The organism is Streptomyces sp. AgN23 (assembly GCF_001598115.1).
GTDB lineage: Bacteria > Actinomycetota > Actinomycetes > Streptomycetales > Streptomycetaceae > Streptomyces > Streptomyces antimycoticus.
This window is the reverse complement of record NZ_CP007153.1, coordinates 2,591,086-2,608,321: the sequence shown is the minus strand read 5'-3', so window position 1 is coordinate 2,608,321 and position 17,236 is coordinate 2,591,086. Positions and strand designations below refer to the sequence as shown.

The 17,236-nt window shown below is 68.3% G+C and carries 20 protein-coding genes and 1 pseudogene; 11 read left to right on the top strand and 10 right to left on the bottom strand.

Annotation, left to right across the window (positions count from 1 at the left end):
- Positions 1 to 70: 70 nt before the first annotated feature.
- From AS97_RS11400 to AS97_RS11385, 4 genes are all read right to left on the bottom strand, one after another.
- On the bottom strand, positions 71 to 1,087 hold the full coding sequence (locus AS97_RS11400) for a zinc-dependent alcohol dehydrogenase family protein (RefSeq protein ID WP_086706284.1): 1,017 nt from the start codon (positions 1,085 to 1,087) through the stop codon (positions 71 to 73).
- A gap of 34 nt (positions 1,088 to 1,121) precedes the next feature.
- Entirely contained in the window at positions 1,122 to 1,520 is a 399-nt protein-coding gene (locus AS97_RS11395) for a cupin domain-containing protein (RefSeq protein ID WP_086706283.1), read from the bottom strand.
- 30 nt (positions 1,521 to 1,550) lie between these two features.
- A complete protein-coding gene (locus AS97_RS11390; RefSeq protein WP_059149514.1) occupies positions 1,551 to 1,877 on the bottom strand; it encodes a carboxymuconolactone decarboxylase family protein in 327 nt (108 codons plus the stop codon).
- Positions 1,878 to 1,971: 94 nt separating this feature from the next.
- Positions 1,972 to 3,366, bottom strand: coding sequence for an MFS transporter (locus AS97_RS11385; RefSeq protein ID WP_210564841.1), 1,395 nt, complete (start codon positions 3,364 to 3,366; stop codon positions 1,972 to 1,974).
- A gap of 155 nt (positions 3,367 to 3,521) precedes the next feature.
- Here AS97_RS11385 and AS97_RS11380 point away from each other — a divergent pair, with 155 nt between their 5' ends.
- Positions 3,522 to 4,424: a helix-turn-helix transcriptional regulator gene (locus AS97_RS11380; RefSeq protein ID WP_086706281.1), complete on the top strand. Its 903-nt coding sequence runs from the start codon at positions 3,522 to 3,524 to the stop codon at positions 4,422 to 4,424.
- Between the two features lie 309 nt (positions 4,425 to 4,733).
- On the opposite strand, the gene AS97_RS11375 is transcribed toward AS97_RS11380, so the two are convergent.
- Positions 4,734 to 4,967, bottom strand: coding sequence for a bacteriocin immunity protein (locus tag AS97_RS11375; protein ID WP_059149512.1), 234 nt, complete (start codon positions 4,965 to 4,967; stop codon positions 4,734 to 4,736).
- Between the two features lie 73 nt (positions 4,968 to 5,040).
- Positions 5,041 to 5,190, bottom strand: a complete 150-nt coding sequence (locus tag AS97_RS11370; RefSeq protein WP_156107870.1) for a hypothetical protein — start codon at positions 5,188 to 5,190, stop codon at positions 5,041 to 5,043.
- Positions 5,191 to 5,208: 18 nt separating this feature from the next.
- On the opposite strand from AS97_RS11370, the gene AS97_RS11365 reads away from it, so the two are divergent.
- On the top strand, positions 5,209 to 5,568 hold the full coding sequence (locus AS97_RS11365; RefSeq protein WP_086706309.1) for a hypothetical protein: 360 nt from the start codon (positions 5,209 to 5,211) through the stop codon (positions 5,566 to 5,568).
- A gap of 121 nt (positions 5,569 to 5,689) precedes the next feature.
- Positions 5,690 to 6,310, top strand: a complete 621-nt coding sequence (locus AS97_RS48950; protein WP_210564840.1) for an HNH endonuclease family protein — start codon at positions 5,690 to 5,692, stop codon at positions 6,308 to 6,310.
- On the opposite strand, the gene AS97_RS11355 is transcribed toward AS97_RS48950, so the two are convergent.
- Positions 6,280 to 6,606: a hypothetical protein gene (locus AS97_RS11355; RefSeq protein ID WP_143670161.1), complete on the bottom strand. Its 327-nt coding sequence runs from the start codon at positions 6,604 to 6,606 to the stop codon at positions 6,280 to 6,282. The two genes, AS97_RS48950 and AS97_RS11355, sit on opposite strands and share 31 nt — an antisense overlap.
- A gap of 516 nt (positions 6,607 to 7,122) precedes the next feature.
- On the opposite strand from AS97_RS11355, the gene AS97_RS11350 reads away from it, so the two are divergent.
- From AS97_RS11350 to AS97_RS11340, 3 genes are all read left to right on the top strand, one after another.
- The gene (locus AS97_RS11350) at positions 7,123 to 7,632 is read left to right on the top strand and encodes a hypothetical protein (protein WP_143670160.1); all 510 of its coding nucleotides are present in this window, start codon (positions 7,123 to 7,125) and stop codon (positions 7,630 to 7,632) included.
- A 16-nt stretch (positions 7,633 to 7,648) separates the two neighbouring features.
- Positions 7,649 to 7,987 (top strand): helix-turn-helix transcriptional regulator, encoded by a 339-nt coding sequence (locus AS97_RS11345; RefSeq protein ID WP_201724401.1) that lies wholly within the window; start codon positions 7,649 to 7,651, stop codon positions 7,985 to 7,987.
- Positions 7,988 to 8,170: 183 nt separating this feature from the next.
- Positions 8,171 to 9,988, top strand: coding sequence for a hypothetical protein (locus AS97_RS11340; RefSeq protein WP_086706276.1), 1,818 nt, complete (start codon positions 8,171 to 8,173; stop codon positions 9,986 to 9,988).
- 8 nt (positions 9,989 to 9,996) lie between these two features.
- On the opposite strand, the gene AS97_RS11335 is transcribed toward AS97_RS11340, so the two are convergent.
- The gene (locus tag AS97_RS11335; RefSeq protein ID WP_063805059.1) at positions 9,997 to 10,536 is read right to left on the bottom strand and encodes a hypothetical protein; all 540 of its coding nucleotides are present in this window, start codon (positions 10,534 to 10,536) and stop codon (positions 9,997 to 9,999) included.
- Positions 10,537 to 10,732: 196 nt separating this feature from the next.
- Here AS97_RS11335 and AS97_RS11330 point away from each other — a divergent pair, with 196 nt between their 5' ends.
- The 4 genes from AS97_RS11330 (at position 10,733) to AS97_RS11315 (ending at position 15,220) form a co-directional block, all read left to right on the top strand.
- On the top strand, positions 10,733 to 12,037 hold the full coding sequence (locus AS97_RS11330; RefSeq protein ID WP_161500332.1) for a 3'-5' exonuclease: 1,305 nt from the start codon (positions 10,733 to 10,735) through the stop codon (positions 12,035 to 12,037).
- A complete protein-coding gene (locus AS97_RS11325; protein ID WP_086706273.1) occupies positions 11,931 to 13,508 on the top strand; it encodes a hypothetical protein in 1,578 nt (525 codons plus the stop codon). Before AS97_RS11330 ends, AS97_RS11325 begins: the two co-directional genes overlap by 107 nt.
- Positions 13,505 to 14,032: a hypothetical protein gene (locus AS97_RS11320; RefSeq protein WP_059149504.1), complete on the top strand. Its 528-nt coding sequence runs from the start codon at positions 13,505 to 13,507 to the stop codon at positions 14,030 to 14,032. The genes AS97_RS11325 and AS97_RS11320 overlap by 4 nt, the downstream gene beginning before the upstream one ends.
- Before the next feature lie 165 nt (positions 14,033 to 14,197).
- Positions 14,198 to 15,220 (top strand): LD-carboxypeptidase, encoded by a 1,023-nt coding sequence (locus AS97_RS11315; protein ID WP_079059964.1) that lies wholly within the window; start codon positions 14,198 to 14,200, stop codon positions 15,218 to 15,220.
- A gap of 466 nt (positions 15,221 to 15,686) precedes the next feature.
- Here the strand turns inward: AS97_RS11315 and AS97_RS11310 are convergent.
- A pseudogene (locus AS97_RS11310) lies at positions 15,687 to 15,839 on the bottom strand (AAA family ATPase); the annotation flags it as partial.
- A gap of 188 nt (positions 15,840 to 16,027) precedes the next feature.
- Here AS97_RS11310 and AS97_RS11305 point away from each other — a divergent pair.
- Complete coding sequence (locus tag AS97_RS11305; RefSeq protein WP_210564839.1) at positions 16,028 to 16,321, top strand: hypothetical protein; 294 nt, start codon at positions 16,028 to 16,030, stop codon at positions 16,319 to 16,321.
- A gap of 302 nt (positions 16,322 to 16,623) precedes the next feature.
- On the opposite strand, the gene AS97_RS11300 is transcribed toward AS97_RS11305, so the two are convergent.
- On the bottom strand, positions 16,624 to 17,199 hold the full coding sequence (locus AS97_RS11300; protein ID WP_247204797.1) for a CehA/McbA family metallohydrolase: 576 nt from the start codon (positions 17,197 to 17,199) through the stop codon (positions 16,624 to 16,626).
- Positions 17,200 to 17,236: the final 37 nt, after the last annotated feature.

Sequence of the window (17,236 nt, the reverse complement as noted above, 5' to 3'; positions counted from 1 at the left end):
GTGGGGCCCTGCGGTCCCACCGACCAAACCTCGGCGGACCGCGGGGAGGGGTTCTTGCCTCCGGTGGTGGTCAGGGGCGGAGGAGAGTCTTGATGGCGCGGCGTTCGTCCATCGCTTTGTAGCCTTCGGCGGCCTGGTCGAGGGGCAGGGTGAGGTCGAAGACGCGGCCGGGGTTGATGCGGCCGGTCATGACGCGGTCGATGAGGTCGGGCAGGAAGCGGCGTACCGGGGCAGGGCCGCCCTGAACGGCGACGTGGGAGTAGAACAGGGCGGTGCCGTCGATCTGGACGCCGTGGGGGACTCCGGCGATGCCCACACCGCCACCGGGCCGGGTGGAGTTCAGGGCCTGATGGGTGGACTGGTCGGTGCCGACGCATTCCAGGACGCGGTCGGCGCCGATTCCGCCGGTCATGTCCTTGATGCGGGCCACGCCCTCGTCGCCGCGTTCGGCGACGATGTCGGTGGCGCCGAATTCGACGGCGAGCTTCTGGCGGCTCTCGTGGCGGGACATGGCGATGATGCGTTCAGCGCCGAGCTCGCGTGCGGCGAGGACGGCGGACAGCCCGACGGCTCCGTCTCCGACGACCGCGACGGTGTCGCCGCGCTGCACACCTGCGGCGACGGTGGCCCACCAACCGGTGCCCATGACGTCGGAGCAGGCCAGCAGGTCGGGCACCTGGGCTTCGGTGGGCAGCTCGGGCGTGGCGACCAGGGTGCCGTCGGCCCACGGGATGCGGATGTACTCGGCCTGGCAGCCGCCGACGAACTCGCGGTTGAGGCAGTTGCTGGGGTAGCCGTTTCGGCAGTTCACGCAGGTGCCGTCGCTGGCGAAGAAGGAGCCGACGACGAACTGGCCCGGCCGCACGGTGGTGACGTTGTCACCGACCTCTTCGACGATGCCGACGTATTCGTGGCCGACGGGGGCAGGGTCCTGGGCGGGGTTGATGCCGCGGTAGTCCCACAGGTCCGAGCCACACACGCAGGTGGCGAAGGTGCGGATCACGGCGTCGGTGGGCTTGAGGATTCGAGGGGTGTCGCGTTCCTCGACGCGGACATCCTTTGGCCCGTACAGGATGGCTCCACGCATGGCGGGGTGCTCCTTGCTGTCGTTCGGGAAGGGGTCAGAGTTCGCGGGTACGGGGGCCGGCGTATTCGGCGTCGGTGACGTGGTCGAGCCAGTCGACGTCATCGCCTTCCCACAGGGCGATGTGGGTCATGAAGTGGTCGGGGGCGGCGCCGTGCCAGTGCTCCTCGCCCGGCGGGGTCCAGATCACCTGGCCCGGGTGGGCTTCGAAGATCTTGCCGCCGCGGGACTGGATCAGGGCGATGCCCTCGACGATGTAGAGGGTTTGGCCGATGCCGTGGGAGTGCCAGGCGGTGCGGGCGCCCGGTGCGAAGTGCACCGCGTTGGCCCGCGTCCTGGAGGGCTCCTCGCCGCGATAGATGACGTCGGCCCAGGCGTCGCCGGTGAACATCTTCTCGGGCAGCTTGGCGGTGGCGGGACGCGTGCGCAGTTCCATTGGGTGGCTCCTGAACGAGGTAGGGGTGGGTCAGCGGGTGAAGAGGTCTTTGGCGACGGCCATGGCGGACATGGCGCGAGGCCAGCCGGTGTAGAAGGCGAGGTGGGTGATGGCCTCGATCAGCTGCGCTTCGGTGACGCCGTTGTCCTTGGCGCGCCCCAGGTGGTGGCGCAGCTGTTCGGTGCTGCCGCCGGTGACCAGGCTCGCCACGGTGATCAGCGAGCGGTCGCGGGGATTGAGGCCGGGACGCTCCCACACCTCGCCGAACAGGACGTCGTCGGTGAAGTGCACCAGTTGCGGGGCGAAGTCGCCGAACATCTTCGCTGCACCCGAGGGCTGCTCGGTGTTGTCGGACATGGATGGCTCCTTACGTCGGGCCCCGAGGCGGCGGGGCGGTGAGCTACGGGTTGTGCCGGACTGTCCCGTGGTCGGTGGTCGGTAGGGGGTGGGATCAGCTGCCGTGCCTGCCGGCGGCCATGCGGGGGGTGGCCAGCGCCGCGGCCAGGGCGACGACGGCGGCCAGGGTGAGGCTGAGGCGCAGGCCGTGCTGGAAGCCGGCCGTGCCGGAGATCAGTGCGCCGAAGACGGCCACGGCCAGGGCGCCGCCGATCTGACGGCTGGTGTTGAACACCCCGCTGGCGGTGCCGGTCTGCTCGGCCGGCACGTGCTCCAGCAGCACCGCGGTGGTCGGCGGCATCACCAGCGGCCCGCCCATGCCTACAGGGATCAGCAGCAGGGCGCTGGCCCACACCGGTGCCGAGGCCGGCAGCACGGCCAGGGCGATCGATCCGGCCGCGATCAGCACCAGACCGGCGATGACCGGCACCCGGGGACCGGGGCGCTCCGCGATCCGGGAGGAGAACGGGGTCAGGCAGGCACCCAGCAGCATCATCGGCAAAAACGCGATCCCGGCTCCCAGCGCGGACAGTCCGTGCTGCTGCTGGAAGTCGACGCTGAAGACGAACGGCAGCCCGTAGAAGCCGACCATGAACGCGAAGCCGATCCCGGTGGCGATCACCACCGTGGGGATACGGAACAGGGACAGCGGCACCATCGGGTGTGCCACCTTGGCCTGCGTCAGCACGAACGCAGCCAGCGCCACGACCGCGACGCCGAGCGAGATCAGCACCTTCGGGGCGGTGAGCCCGGCCTCGCCGGCCTCGATCGCGCCGAAGGTCAGCCCGCCCATCGCGAGGATGCCGGTGATCTGCCCGATCCAATCGAATGGCGCCGGGCGGGTCGGGGACTGGGGGCTGCGGGCGAGCAGGGCCAGGGTGAGCAGGCCGACCGGCAGATTGATGAAGAAGATCATCCGCCAGGAGGCCAGGCTCAGCACTCCGCCGAGCACCGGGCCCGTGGCCGCGGCCACGGCGCCGCCCATGGCCCACACGCCCACCGCACGGGCCCGGCGGGCCGGGTCGGGGAAGGCGTGACGGACCAGAGCCATCGAGGTCGGCATGGTCACGGCCGCGCCGATTCCCTGCACCACCCGGGCGGCGATGAGGACCGGAAGCGACGGGGCCAGCCCGCACGCCAGCGAGGCGAGAACGAACAGGACCAGGCCGCCGGCGAACGCCTTGCGCGCACCGATCCGGTCCGACAGGGCGCCCGCGGACAGCAGCAGGGCGGCGAACATCAGCGTGTAGCCGTCGACGACCCACTGTAGGCCGGTGAGCCCGCCGCCCAGCGCTTCACGGATCGAGGGCAGAGCGACGTTCACGATCGTCGCGTCCAGGGTGATCACGAAGAACCCCAGCACAGTGGCGGCCAGTGTCGCCGTGGCGTGCCGGCCTCTGTCAGCCGTGCCGACCTCCGGTGAGCGGCGCAAGGAAGCGCTGACGGTCATGGCGGGGCGTGATCCTCTCCGGTGGGTGGAACGTGCCGGGCCAGCCGGTCCGGGCACACATCTACAGAACCACGCACCGCCTCTGACCTGGGAGTCCTTGCTAGGAGGGGTACTGGCAGGGACCCCCGCAAACGGCACCGGCCTACGCTGGAGCGGTGCCAGCCGACACCGTCCGCGAAGACATCCGCACCTTCCTCACCAGCCGCCGTGCCCGCATCACGCCCAAGGAGGCCGGCCTGCCCGACTTCGGCGGGCGGCGGCAGGTCTCCGGGCTGCGACGCTCAGAGGTCGCCCAGCTCGCCGCCATCAGCGTCGAGTACTACACCCGCATCGAGCGCGGCAACGTCCAAGGCGTCTCCGAGGACATCCTCGACGCCCTCAGCCACGCCCTGCGCCTGAACGACGTCGAACGCGCCCACCTCGCCGCACTGGTCCGCGCCGCCAACAACCCCCACCGCGTACCCGACCGCGACGGCGGCGCCAGCCACGTACGGCCCAACCTCCAGCAGATCCTCGACGCCATGACCGGGGCTGCCGCCTTCGTCCGCAACGCCCACCTGGACATCCTCGCCACCAACGCTCTCGCCCGCGCCCTGTACACAGAGGCCCTCGACAGCGACGAGCAGCCGCCCAACCTGGCCCGCTTCGTCTTCCGCGACCCCCGCGCCCGACGCTTCTACCGAGACTGGGAGGGCATTGCCCACGACGCGGTCGGCAGCTTGCGCACCGAAGCCGCGCGCACCCCCGCCGACACCGACCTCGCCGACCTCATCGACGAACTCACTACCTGCAGCGAAGAATTCGCCCAGCGCTGGGACGCCCACGACGTCGAGTACTACCGCAGCGGTCAGCAGCGCTTCCACCACCCCGGCGTCGGCGATCTCGACCTCGACTACGACGCCCTCGAAGTCCCTGCCGACCCCGGCCTCACCATCGTCACCTACACCCTCGCCCCCACCGCGCCCCACGCCACCGCATTCCTGCGGCTTTCCCACCCACACCCCAAGGCCCGCTCCCAGACACCGGGCCCGGCGGCCGACAGCGGCCCACCACGATGACGCCGCCCGTCACTCCGCATCGGCGTCTTCGATCGCGTCCGGGTCGCGGAAGGGGCGCAGGCCCTGCCCCGGGCCGCTGTCGCCCGAGGCCGCGCAAACACGGGTGGAGCGTGAGCTGCTCGGGTTCTGGACAGAGACGGATGATGCCGAGCGGGTGGGCGGAGAGGCACCATCCCGCAGACCTTCAGAAAGACGGTGGCCTCGAGGTGGGGCTCAGAGTGGCGGGCCGGTGGGATGGTGAGCACGCTGGTGCTCCCGCGCGCTCCACCGCACCCTCGTTCATCTGCATCAGGGGGCTGAACCAGGGCCTCACAAGGCGATCGGCTGATATGCCAGGGCCTGATCGACTACTTCATCGGCCGAGAGCTCTCGGTCCGGCGGCGGCCAGAAGATCAAGCTGCTGACGTACCCAGTCGGGCATGCCAGGGTCCTGTCGAGCAGGTCCAGCCAGCTGTCCGCCTCCTCTTCGGAGGCGTAGTCCGCATCCATGATCCGTTGCGCGAGCGCAACCGCCTCGGCTCGGCTCATCTCCACGCCACCCATCGACCCTCTCCCGCGAGGACACCTTAACGAGACGCGTGATCGGCCGGAGGACAAGCCCTACGTCCCACCCAGGTCACCGAATCCCCAGCCTGATCCTCTCCTCCCTGGGCTCCTCGTCGCAGATCTCACGGGCCTCCAGGCGGAGCTCGACGACCAGCATCGACATCCCGGCCATCCCAGTCGCCCGGTTCCCTCTGCCACGAACCACGTGCTCATCGCTCATACTGGTGCCATGTCCGCCATGCCTGCCGCTGAGCCGTCACCGTCCGCTGCCCAGGTGTTGCGGCAGCGCTATGTGCGAAGGCTTCCCGACGCGCTCGGCGAGCTGGCCGGGCCGGCGCATGGCTCCGTCCAGCTGCCGCTGCATGTGGCGTGGTCGGGTGTGACGCGGTTCGATCTGGGCCGACCGCGGTCGCGGATGAGCATGTACCGCACGGTGCTGGCTGAAGGGCAGCACGATGACCTGATCGCCCTGCTGAACCAGGACCTCTTGATCGCCAAGTGGCCCGTCCTGCGCACGCTGATCAGCCGCGCCATCCGCGACGTGTGGGAAGAGGCTTTCCCCGAGCTGGCTTCGGCTCGCCCGGCAGCCGCAGCGTGAACCTCAGCGGCCTTCACCGCCGGCTCCTCTCCGACGTCCTGGCCATCGGCACCCCCTACCCCCTGGTCATCACTGGCGGCTACGCCGTCCAGGCGCACGGCCTGGTCGACCGCGCGGCGGCATGTGGCACTCGTACTACGACGACACGGATGTCCCGAGCGCCCGGGGCCTGGACATTGATCACATGGTCCCGTTGGCCGAGGCATGGGACAGTGAGGCCTCGGACTGGTCGGCGCAGGAGCGCCAGGACTACGCAAATGATCTCGGCGACATCAGGTCCCTGGCCGCGGTAACCGCCCGGGAGAACCGATCCAAAGCCGACCAGGACCCCCGTGAGTGGCTGCCCACCGATCCCGGAGCCCGCTGCCGGTACCTCCAGGAATGGGTCGTGGTGAAGGCCCGCTGGCAACTGGCGGCAGACCCAGGCGAAGTAGCCGCTCTTGCCGACCTCGCTTCCGGTTGCCACGACGGTCGGATCACTACACACCGGCCCGCTGACGCCAACACCCGCTGTCCCGGCCCGGTGCCTGAGGCACCTGTAGCCAGACGGTCGAGCCGCGTCACGAGTGCACATGGTGGTGAGATGCAGCTCGACCGGATCGCTGACAGCGAAAGCACATGGCCCGGTCGCGGCATCGGCAGATCGGCCCGGCGCCCGACCCGCACCGATCGTCACGAGAGCATCTGCTCTTCCGGGCGAGTTCCTGCCTGTCAGGGGCGGACCGGGCGGCCGAACCAGTGACCGGACTGCCGCTGAGAGAGCAGGATAATGATCGTTACACCGACCGCGCACAGGATCAGCCCGGCCGGTTGCCCCTGCCCTGCGGTGCCGAACCCGACGACAATCATCAGCGAAGCGATGATGATCGCCGTACCTCGTGAGCTGGGCTTCCTCTTGGGGAACCGCAGAGCGCTGACCAGGCCCACGAACGCCGGGAGAGAGGTGACGGTGATCGAGCCGGCTGCCTCCGCTTTGCCCGCCACGATGGCGAGCACCAAGGCGAGCAGACCGAGCCCACCCATCACAAAGAACAGCACCTGCGCAGCCCGGACCGTCCCCGGCATCGCCGCCGGCTGAAGGTCGTGCCCGCCCGGGCCCGCGGCGCCGGCCGGATATGGCTGGTACGGCTGCTGGGCGCCATACGGGGCGGGGCCGTACCCAGCAGATCCCCCTTGACCAGCGTTGTTCCATCCTGGCTGCTGTTGACTGGACATGGTCAGGACCCTAGCAGTGCCCCATCCCTGCGACCCCGCACTTCAGGCTGTTCCGGCCAGCACCTGACCGTGCGCCGCTCCCGAGCGCCCTACCGCTGTCAGTGCTGTGGTGTGTCCTGGTATCACGCCTCTTCAACCTCGCCCCGTGGAGGTTTTCGTGACCACGTCCACCGAGCCAGCCAGTCTGCCAATTGGAGTTCACGCGGGTTCCTTCGCGATGTGCCTGCCGAAGAGTGCAAGTGGGGAGGTAGGAGTCCTCCTATCGAGCTTCATCCGTACGTGTGAGGTGTTCGCAGTAACTGGCAGATTCTGCGAGTACGGCCAGTAACTTGCGATGCCATGCAGGATTCAGGAAGTCGCCGCCGTCTGACCCTGCTGACCGGGCAGCCAGAGGACAGCGACGCGCAGGGCTCGACCGAGGCCGAGGACCGGGGTCTGGCCGATGTCCAGATACTCCAGCGGCGGGCTGCTGCACAGAGTGATGCCATCGATGAACAGGGCTTCTATCTGGAAACCGTGTCGGAGTATCTGTGGGCCCGCGATGTCGCCGGTCTTGCTCCCACAACCTTGGAGAACCTGGTCAGGCCGATTCTGGAGCTGTGTTCCTTCTACGACCTGGTGCCGTGGCGGCTCACCCCGCGGCATGTGGACCGGTTCTACACGGGCCCGGGGCGCCGAGCCCGTTCGACGGTACGGAGCAAGCTGACCAAGCTCGACAGCTACTTCGCGTTTCTGGAACAGCCCTCGGCCATATCTGGGCCAGTACGACGGTCGGCTACCTCTCGACCGTCCAGGCCGACCCCGAATTGGCGAGTTTGCAGTCCGCGCGCCGGGCAGTGCGACGTTTGAGCATGGAGGCATGAGGGTGAAATGGAATCTGCGGATGGTCGCCGCCCAGCGCGACATCTGGCGCCCGACCCAGTTGCAGACCGTTCTGGCCGAGGTGGGCTTCACCCCCTCGTTGAGCAAGGTCGCGGCGTTGTGGAGCGGGAAGCCCGTGACGGTGAGGCTGGAGGATCTGGACAAGATCTGTGCGGCTCTGGACTGCACCGTTGCGGACCTGATGCAGGCCGAGCCCGAGCCGCACCTCGCATCCCGGGAGCGTGAGGAACGCAGGGTGGCAGGCACCCGGCCCGACCGCGGTTCTGCGGTCCGGCCGATCCCGGGAACGGGTCGTGGTCTGCGCGGCCTTCCGCCCAACTGAGGCCAGGACGCGATGCACTGGCGTCAGCGGGTTTTCCGCTTCCCTGAGCTGCCCATTCCGGACGGCCACTGGCGTCCCTGGTCGCCGGATCCACAGGCGCCGGCCGTCCGCGACGATCCACGGATCTGTCCGACACAGGTACACGGTCAGCTGTCCTGGCCGTCGCCGCCACGGACGCTGAGGGTGGACCACGCGCAGCGGATCATGGACCGGGAATTCCCGGAACTGCCCACCCTGGCCGCCGTCATCGCGCAGATGACGGCCGAGCGGAACCTGAGCGACGCATGGGAAAGGCTCGCCCTCCACATGGCCCGCCTCGCGCTTGCCGCGCGGGATGCCGACCAGTCCCTGGTGAGCGAACAGGACATCGCCCAACTACCGCAACTACGCGGACCCTTGGTGGAAATCTTCCGTCGTGCGGGTCTGTTGCGGCGACGCCCGAACCGGTGGCACCTCGCGCTTCACCCTCACTCGCCGGCCGTCAGCTGCGAACACTGCCTGTCCTGGTCAGGAACCACCGCGAAACTGTGCTCCGCCTGCAAGAACTGGCGACTGTCCAGCGAGAAGGGCACCTGCCGACGCTGCCATCGGACGCTGCCTCTCTCCCTGGGACGCTGTCGTCGCTGCCGCGTCGTCGAGCTGGAGCAGACCCTGGCCGACGCCCCGGTCCCTGACCAGTTGTGGTTCGGCGGGGACATCGACATCTACGTCAACAAGACGGGCCGCGACCTCAACAACGCACGGGACCGGCAGGCTCAACAGCGCCGGTCAGAGCTCCGTTACTGGCCCGAGCACTTGATCGATCCCGCTCAACTCGAACTCTTCCCGGCTCCGGAGAGGAATTGGAAGGCCATCCAGGACCCGGGCCTGCTGAAGATCAGCGAACCAGGGCAGGCGATCATCGGCGAGCTCGACCAGCTTGCCCGAGACCAGGCATGGTCGAGTGCCACGCGCAAGAAGAGTCTTCGCACCCTGCGGGTTCTGCTGGCCTGGCTCGGCACCGGAACTCCGATCCTCGAGCGGGACGTCGTGGGCGTCGGTGATCTCTCCCCGTACTACAACACCGTCCGGGTCGCCGGGTTCTTGCAGGCCAAGGGCATGCTGGTGGTCGACTCGGACACTGTCGGCACCCACGAGGCATCGGTTCGCCGATGGGTGAACCAGGCGCCGCCCCAGTTCCAGGCGGATCTCCACAGCTGGATAGCCGTGCTCCGCGGCGGCGGCAAACGCCCCTCGCCGCCAATGCGCTGGGCCACGATCCGCGGCTACACCCTTCACGTCGTGTCCGTCCTCGGCACCTGGGAGCATCTCGCCTCGCTGAGCGAAGTGACCGAGCAGGAAGTGAAGGCAGCGGCTGCCAACTATTCGGTGTTCACCTCACTGCCTTCGCTGTTCCGAGCCCTGCGACGCGAGCGTCGAATCTTCCGCGATCCGGCCAGAAACGTGCATCTGACCACCCCAGTCAGGGTCCCCCGACCCATCCCGGCGGATCGACTCAAAGGCATGCTCAACCAGGCCGGCGGCACCAAGGACCGACTCGCCCTGGTCCTGATGGCCGTCTACACGGTTCGCCCCAAGCAAGTCGCCGAAATCCTCCTCGACGACCTTGACCGGTCCACAGGACGACTACGAATCCGCAGGCCAAACCGGCTCGATCACGAGATCTGCCTTGACGAGTTCGCTCTGCAACTCGTCAAGGAATGGCTGACCGAACGACACCGCAGATGGCCCCTGAGCACCAACCCCTACCTAATCGTCAGTCCTCTCACAGCACTGCACATCGACCGCCCGTCCGTGGGAATCTCCAACTTCAAATCGCTCCGCGACCGCATCGGCATCAACTTCACCCAGCTGCGGCAAGACCGGTTCCTGGACGAAGCACGGGAGACCGCCGACCCAGTCAGGCTGATGCGCTTGTTCGGGATCACCTCCTACACCGCAATCCACTACGTCCGCACCGCCCACCCCGAACGCTTCGCCATCGATCCGACGCAGGCATAGCAGCTGCGTCACAGCCAGCCGACCTTCTTGATCACATCGGCTGCGACCTCGCCAACCGAGCGCGTGGTGGCATCAACGCTGAAGTCATCGACTGCTGCTTGGTCGAGGATCCCACCCAGCTCGCTGGCCCTGGCCAAGTGCCATCGCAACGCTTCGGGCTCGTTCTCGTGGCGCCGTATGAGTCGCTGGTGGTTGACAGACAAATCGACCTGGAGCCGGCACACCGAAAGCTCAGTGCCGACCGCATCACCACACAGCTTTCGCTCATCCAAATCCTCGATCACACCGGCGAGGACCAGCCGAGCCGCCCCCGCAGCGAGGTAGTTGCCAGCCATGCTGCGCAGGTTCCGCAACATCATGCCGAAGTTGAAGCGGTCTCCCGACGGCGCTGGCCAAGACTGGCGCAGCCAGTCGAGGTCGATAACGGCATTCGGTATCCCCGCACCGGCGAGAAGGCCGCCCACGCTCTCAGCCACCGACGTCTTGCCGACGCCGACAGTGCCGTTGATCAGGAGAGAACGGGGCTCCAGAGAACTATTTGCTTGCATGCACGAGACCCTACGACCCAGCGCGGTGGAAGCCCGTCGGCCTCCCAGGTCGCAGACGAACGGTCCTGAACTCACCCTCCACCCGGTGGCTACACCTCAGATCACCAGCGGGTTCGCTCATCGACCACCTTCAGATTCCACGAACCCACTGGTTTCCGTTTACAAGGCGGGGGAAGTGCCGGACCGTCTGCGCACGATGACTCAGCTGAAGGAGCAGCGCCTGAAGCCGGCCGAGGGTCAGCAGCCGGTGGCGCTGCTGCGGAAGTACCGGCGGGGCCACGGATGGGGCCATTTCCCTCTGTACGACCCGGCCGATGCGGCAGAGATGCGGCCCTTGTCGGCGAAGCAGCAGGCAGCGATGACGGCTCAGCGCACGTGCCCGGAGTGCGGACAGGTCCGCGGCTACGTGGTGCACCGAATGTGCCAGGAGTGTGCGGACCGGGAGCAGCAGCAGCGGCTTGAACTCCAGCGGCGTACCTGCATGTGGTGCCGTCGAGTGTCCCCCACGCCGCATCCGGTGTCGGCGAGCCTGAAGGGCAGGCGCGGCGAGTGCGTGCCGTGCTGGCTGCACCGTGTGATCCGCCGCCAGCTCGAGGAGGAGCCGCTGGTGGTGTGGCGGCGCACGTGCCCCGGCCGGGACTGCCACAAGGTGACCGCGACGGATGAGGAGGTCGCCGCCGGGACGTGGCGCGGGCCGCGCTGGTGCTCGCCCTGCGCCGAGCGGGACGAGCAGGAACGGGCCGAGCGGGAACGTGAGCGGCGGGAGGCCGAAGAGCGTGCCGTCGAAGCCCGGCGGCGCGAGGTCGAGGCGCTCGAGGAGTGGGCGCGGGACATTCTCGCCGATCCGGACACGGCCATCTTGGATATGGAGACCACGGGCCTGCACGACGAGGCCCGCATCGTCGACCTCGGGGTCACCGGCGCGGCCGGTGACGTCCTGGTGGACACGCTCATCAACCCGGGCGAGCCGATCCCACCTGATGCGACCGATATGCACAAGATCACGGACGCCGAGGTGGCCACGGCGCCCTCGTTCGGGGCCGTCCTCGACAAGCTCGCCGCAGTGCTGCACGGCCGCCGCTGCGTCATCTACAACCGGGCGTTCGACGTTGCCAGGCCCCGGTACGAGCTGACCGTGCACTACCGGCAGACCGGCCACGAGGGCCCCGAAGGAGCCGCCGACTCCTGGCTCGGCAAGGCGCGGTTCGAGGACGCGATGGTGCCGTACTCGGACTTCTGTTTACAGGTTGTGGGCATACGCCCCCTACCTCCTGCCGCAGGACCGGATCCCGATGCCGCCGTGGGAGGACGAGGGCGCCAGCCACGCGGAATACCTGGGCGAGCGCGCATCGACCGGGGGCGAGGCCAGCACCCCGGTCATCCATCCGGCGGTCATGTCGCCGCTGCTGGTCTGGGCGATCCGCATGGTCACCGAACTGGCCCCCGACATCCTCGCCGCCGTGCGCGAGCGAAAGCGCCTGCTGGCACGGATGGTCCCTGAGGCGGTCAAGGGCGGCCGGGCCACGATCAGGGAGTACTTGGGGCAGCTGGTGGACAGCGGCCAGAAGATCCCGACCGACGCTCGCCGGGAGCTCGAACCGAGGTTCGGCCTGCGGGGTGCCGATCCCACCGTGACGCCGGGGGTGGGCAGACTGCCGGTCGCCGCCCAGTACCTGGCCGGGCTGCTGGAAGTGGCACCGGCCCAGGTGAGCACCTTCGTCCGCGACCGCGCGGAGGAGTTCCCGCCGCACCTGTTCGGCCACGGGGCCCCGCTCGACATCCCGGTCACCGCGAAGATCGGCGACCACTCGTGGACCGAGAAGATTGACTTCGCGCAGGTACCCGATCTCGCGATCTGCCTGGCTGCTGCCGCACTCGTGGTGATCAGCTACCTGTCCGGAACGCGCCCGGAAGAGGCTCTTCACCTGGAACGCGGCTGCCGGTCCACGGAGGAGCGCGAGGACGGCACGGTCCGGTACAAGATTACCGGGCGGCACTTCAGCGGCGTCCGCGACAAGGACGGCAACACCCAGGCGGGCAGGGAGATCCGCGAGGACCCGTGGATCGTGATCGAGCCGGTCCACCAGGCCCTCGCCGTCCTGGAAGAGCTGACTGACGAGCGTTTTCTGCTTCCCCACAGCCTCACGACGAAGCCGAAACCGGTGGAGATCCGCGTTCCGGTCGCGAGTCAGGACATGGTGACCGCGTGGATCGCCAAGTTCATCTCGTGGGCGAACGAGCAGTCCCAGCTCCACGACCGCCCGCACGAGTTCATCCCCGAGGACCTGGACGGCGCGGTGGTCCTGGTGCGGTTCAGAAGAACGGTCGCGTGGTTCATCTACCACCGCCCCGGCGGCCGGATCGCGCTCGGAGTCCAGTACGGCCATGTCGAGAGCACCATGGGAGAGTCGTACGCTGGCCGCTCCAAGGCCGACACGCTCCAGATCCTGAACTTCGAGCAGGGCCTGGCGATGGCCGACTCCCTCGCCGAGGCGTCCGACCGCCTCTCCTCGGGCGAGGGCGTCAGCGGTCCGGCCGCCGAGCGGTATCTGGCGGCGGTGAGCGAGTACGGGAACAAGTACGCCGGTGCGTTTGTGACCACGCGCCAGCTGAAGGCGATCCGGACCAATCCGAAGCTCCAGGTGTTCGAGCATGAGCGCTCCCTGCTGGCCTGCAACTTCGCCCCCTACGCCGCGCTGCGCCAGCGCGAGCGGCCCGGCGGGGAACCCGTCCAGCGCACACCGAGCCACGACCGGTGCCAGGCCGCCTGCCCGAACATCGCCCGCACCGACACCCACATCGAGCGCGCAAAGGCGGAGATCACCGAGATCAACGCCGAGTGCGCTGAAGGCCTCAACCCCCTGCCGATCACCCGACGCCTCGAACAACGACGTGCGACGCTCGCCGAGATCATCGACAAGCACGAGCGCACGCGCATCCACCCCGCCCCGACGACCGGAGACCGGACGTGACCCAGCCCGATCTGCAGACCGCCGATGACGCCGGCGCCAGCCCGAAGGGTCTGGCCGCCGACATCGCCCGGGTCATCGGAACCCTCAGGGCCCAGAGCGCCGAGGTGTCCCCGACCGCCAAGCCTGTCGACGCCCAGGAGATCCAGGCGATCACCGAGGCGATGATCCGACTGTTCGTCGGGGCGCCCCTGCGTTCCGACGGCCAGCTGACCGTCAAGTCCCTGGCCGAGGGAGCGGGACTGCGGCGCAACAAGCTCACCCACAAGCACACCGGGTTGAAGGATCTGTTCTACGCGCTGGTCAAGACCCTGGAACGGCCGGCCATCCCTGCCCAGCGCCAGGCCAAGGATGACGATCTCAAGCGCCGTCATAGCGAGCTGTGGGCCAAGCACCAGCAGCTCAAGAAGGAAGCCGCCCAGATGGCCCGGATCATCCACGTCCTGGAGGTGGAGAACGACCAGCCCCGGACCACCGCTGCGAACGGCCCTGGCAACCTCCACTTCCTAACCCGGACACCGCGCTGACTCTCCGGCCGCCTACGGCGGCCGGTGTCTATACGCACTTCTTTCGGGACGACGATTCCAAGTTGTTTTGGCTCCACTTCGATTGAGTGATATCGCGGTCGCCGGGCTGGGCGGTCTATCGGTAAATGTGTGGCGTGTTGTTGGGCATGTGGGAAGACTGCGGCGGTGATCGATTCCGCACTGCCTCAACTGCTGCGCCCTCGCGCCCTCGTGCCCGGGGAACTTGTCGTCGTCGCGGCGCTGTCCGGGCCGCTCCATGCCCAATACGCACCCGATCTCGAACGGGCGGCGGCCGAGATCGAACGGATGGGATTCCGGGTTCGCCTCGCGCCGCTCCTCGAAGCCGGACGGCGCCGCTGGTGGAGCGCGGCGCGGCCGGACGAGATCGCCAAGGAGTTCAACGGTCTGCTGCGTGATCCCGAGGTGCGCGCGATCGTCGCGCACGACGGTGGCCATACGGTGTTTGGTTACCTCGACCTGATTGACTTCGACGCGATCCGGGCCGACCCCAAGCCGATCCTCGGCTACAGCGACATCTCACTGCTGCACCTGGTGCTCTACGCACGCACGGGTCTGGTCGGATTCCACACCGACCTGGCCACGCCCGGTCTCGGCGGGCACTGGCAGAGAGCGTCCGCGGCCCGCAGGGAGGAACTGGCAGAGCTCTACTCGACGCTGCTGACCGGCACGGAGCCGATCGGTGCGGTGCCCGCCGGCCCGTCGTGGGAATGCTGGCGTGCCGGGCATGCCGAAGGTCCGCTGATCGGCGGGGTCATCAACCGCATCGTGCTGGCGCAGGCAACGCCTTTCGCGCTGCCGCTCGAATGCTTCGACGGCGCGGTGCTGTTCTGGGAGGAGCTGGGCGGCCAGGCATCGTACGTGTGGAACTACCTGCAGATACTGCGGCACAGCGGCATTCTCGATCGGATCTCCGGCATGGTCGTAGGTGTTCCGGAGGCGATCGACGGGCTCGACTCGCCCGACGGCTCCCCGACCCTGGCCGAGATCGTCCTCGATGTCCTCGGCGACCGCGACATCCCGGTCCTGGGCAATGTCGAGGTCGGACACGCCGGCCCGAATCTGCCAATGCCCGTCGGAATCCGCGCCGCCCTCGATGCAGAGGAGCGGACGTTGTCGCTGCTCGAACCGGCGGTACGGCCACACGCGATGACAGAACCGGCCGGCTGAGCACCACGGATCAGTGAGCAGACGGCCCCCGGCGGTCCCCGGGGCCAGCTCAGGCTTTGGTGACCGGCGCCTTGGGGAGGGCCAGCACAGGTAGCGGGCAACACGCCTTGGACTTGCCACGGAATCGGACTGGTACGGGGACTGGTCCGAGTACTGGGGCAATTACGCCTGGCAGCCGCTGTACGGAGGAGACCACCGGGCGGTCTCGGACTGCCGTGCCGTGGTGAAGCGGCTGGGGGAGATGGCAAAAGGCCGTGGGTTCGAGATTTCCGAAGGGGACTCGTAGCCGACTCGCGGGTGGTGCGTCCAAAAACGGTACCGGAGCGGCCTCAAGGTGAGGTCGAATACTGCGTCGGCGGCTGCGGCTGTCTCGTCATCCTGGTCAACGGCGTGATGATCAAGAGCCTCCCCGCCAACCGTCGGTAGTCCGTCGCTGGGACTCCACCAGTAGGGCAGAGCATGCGGGTCAGCCTGCCGTAGTGCCCTGAGCGGCGGCCCTGGCTTGGGTGAGGGCGAGGCGGTAGGAGTCGGTGCCGGTCTGGATCAGGCTGCCGCCGAAGGTGAGCCGGTCGATGACGGCCGCGCAAAGCCGGGGATCGGTGAAGGCCTTGGTCCAACCGCTGAGCTGCACGCGGCTGGCAATGGTCGGCTACTCGCGATGCCAGCTCCACCGCGGGGAGTGGAACAAGCGGCAGACGAAGAAGGCGAAAGTCGTTCCCGTCCCCGGCTCCACTCGGTCGCAACGCCGGTCCGGTCGACGGGATGGTCCGGGGCGCGGCAGACTCAGGGGCGGAGGGAAGGGGCAGCATGAGTGCACAGTCGATTCACCCGCACGCGGAGCCGGACCGGGTGCCGCGGAACGCCGAGGGCATCGCGGCCTCGATCGAGGGCGAGCGGCGGATGGAGTTCTACCGCGAGCTCCTGGCGGCCGCGCCGGAGGACGCCGAGGGGGTCCTGCGCCGCTGGTGGTGCGAGGCGATGCTGGACACTGACCCGGCCTGCGGCCGGGTCAGCGAGGCCGCGCTGAACGGCACCCTGCCCACGAAGAGTGTCGCGGCAGCCATCGCGCGCCGCCAGGCGGCCGGGCTGCCCGTTGAGTGAGTCGCACGACCAGGAGCCGGAAGGCTGGCCTTGTGAGCTGTCCGAAGAAGTCGACGCACTGCTGGCCGGCTTGTCCCTGCCGGGGAGGTCTTCGGGGCGATCATCGCGGCCACAGTTCAGATCAACGAGACGTGGGGGATGGTGTCGGGCAGCACCGCCTCGGTGAAGTGGTCCCAGCAGCGACGCATGCCGCTCGGCCAGGACGGTGTGCTCGGCGTCGCCGAGTACGTCATCGTTGCTGACGCCGACCCGCCATTAACTCCGCCTGCGCAGAGAGGACGATCGTCGGAGCAATCTGAAGGTCAAGTCAGCACGATCGGGTTGGTGAGAGCGGCCATATGGCCATGCGGATGGCGTACCTCGATCCGGACAAACGCCGAGTCCTCCGAGGTCGTGTGCCACTCGGCGGTACCCACGCCGGAGTCTGGCAGCGATTCGCGGTGGACTTTGCCCCGGTCGGTGTGAAAGCTGACTGTTCCCGATGGGACACCGCGTATGTGCGCGCGCACCATAACGGGTTCCCCATGGGTTGCCAGGCGTTCGCCGATCCCCGCGTTGTGGCCGGCGGCGACGGCCGTGAGCGACAGATCAACGGCAGCCGATTCGGCGATCCAACTGCGGCCCACACGGATTCCTGCGAGGACGGCCGGCGTGCTCAGATCCCCGGCGAACACGACAGTGTGCGGGATGCCGATCTGCCCCTTGAGGTGGGTGTCGCTGTTGCCCATGGCCGGATGCCAGCGCCCTGCGTGTATTCCCTCCGCCAGTCCTCGGCCCCACTCGGCGACGGTGGCCTCGTTGTTGGCGTTCCACGGCCGGTCCGACGTCCACAGCCCGTTCCATACCTCGACTGCATCGAGGCCTTGGTAGGGGTACATGAAGCTGTGTGCGAGCGTCGGCTGCCAGTTGCTCAGG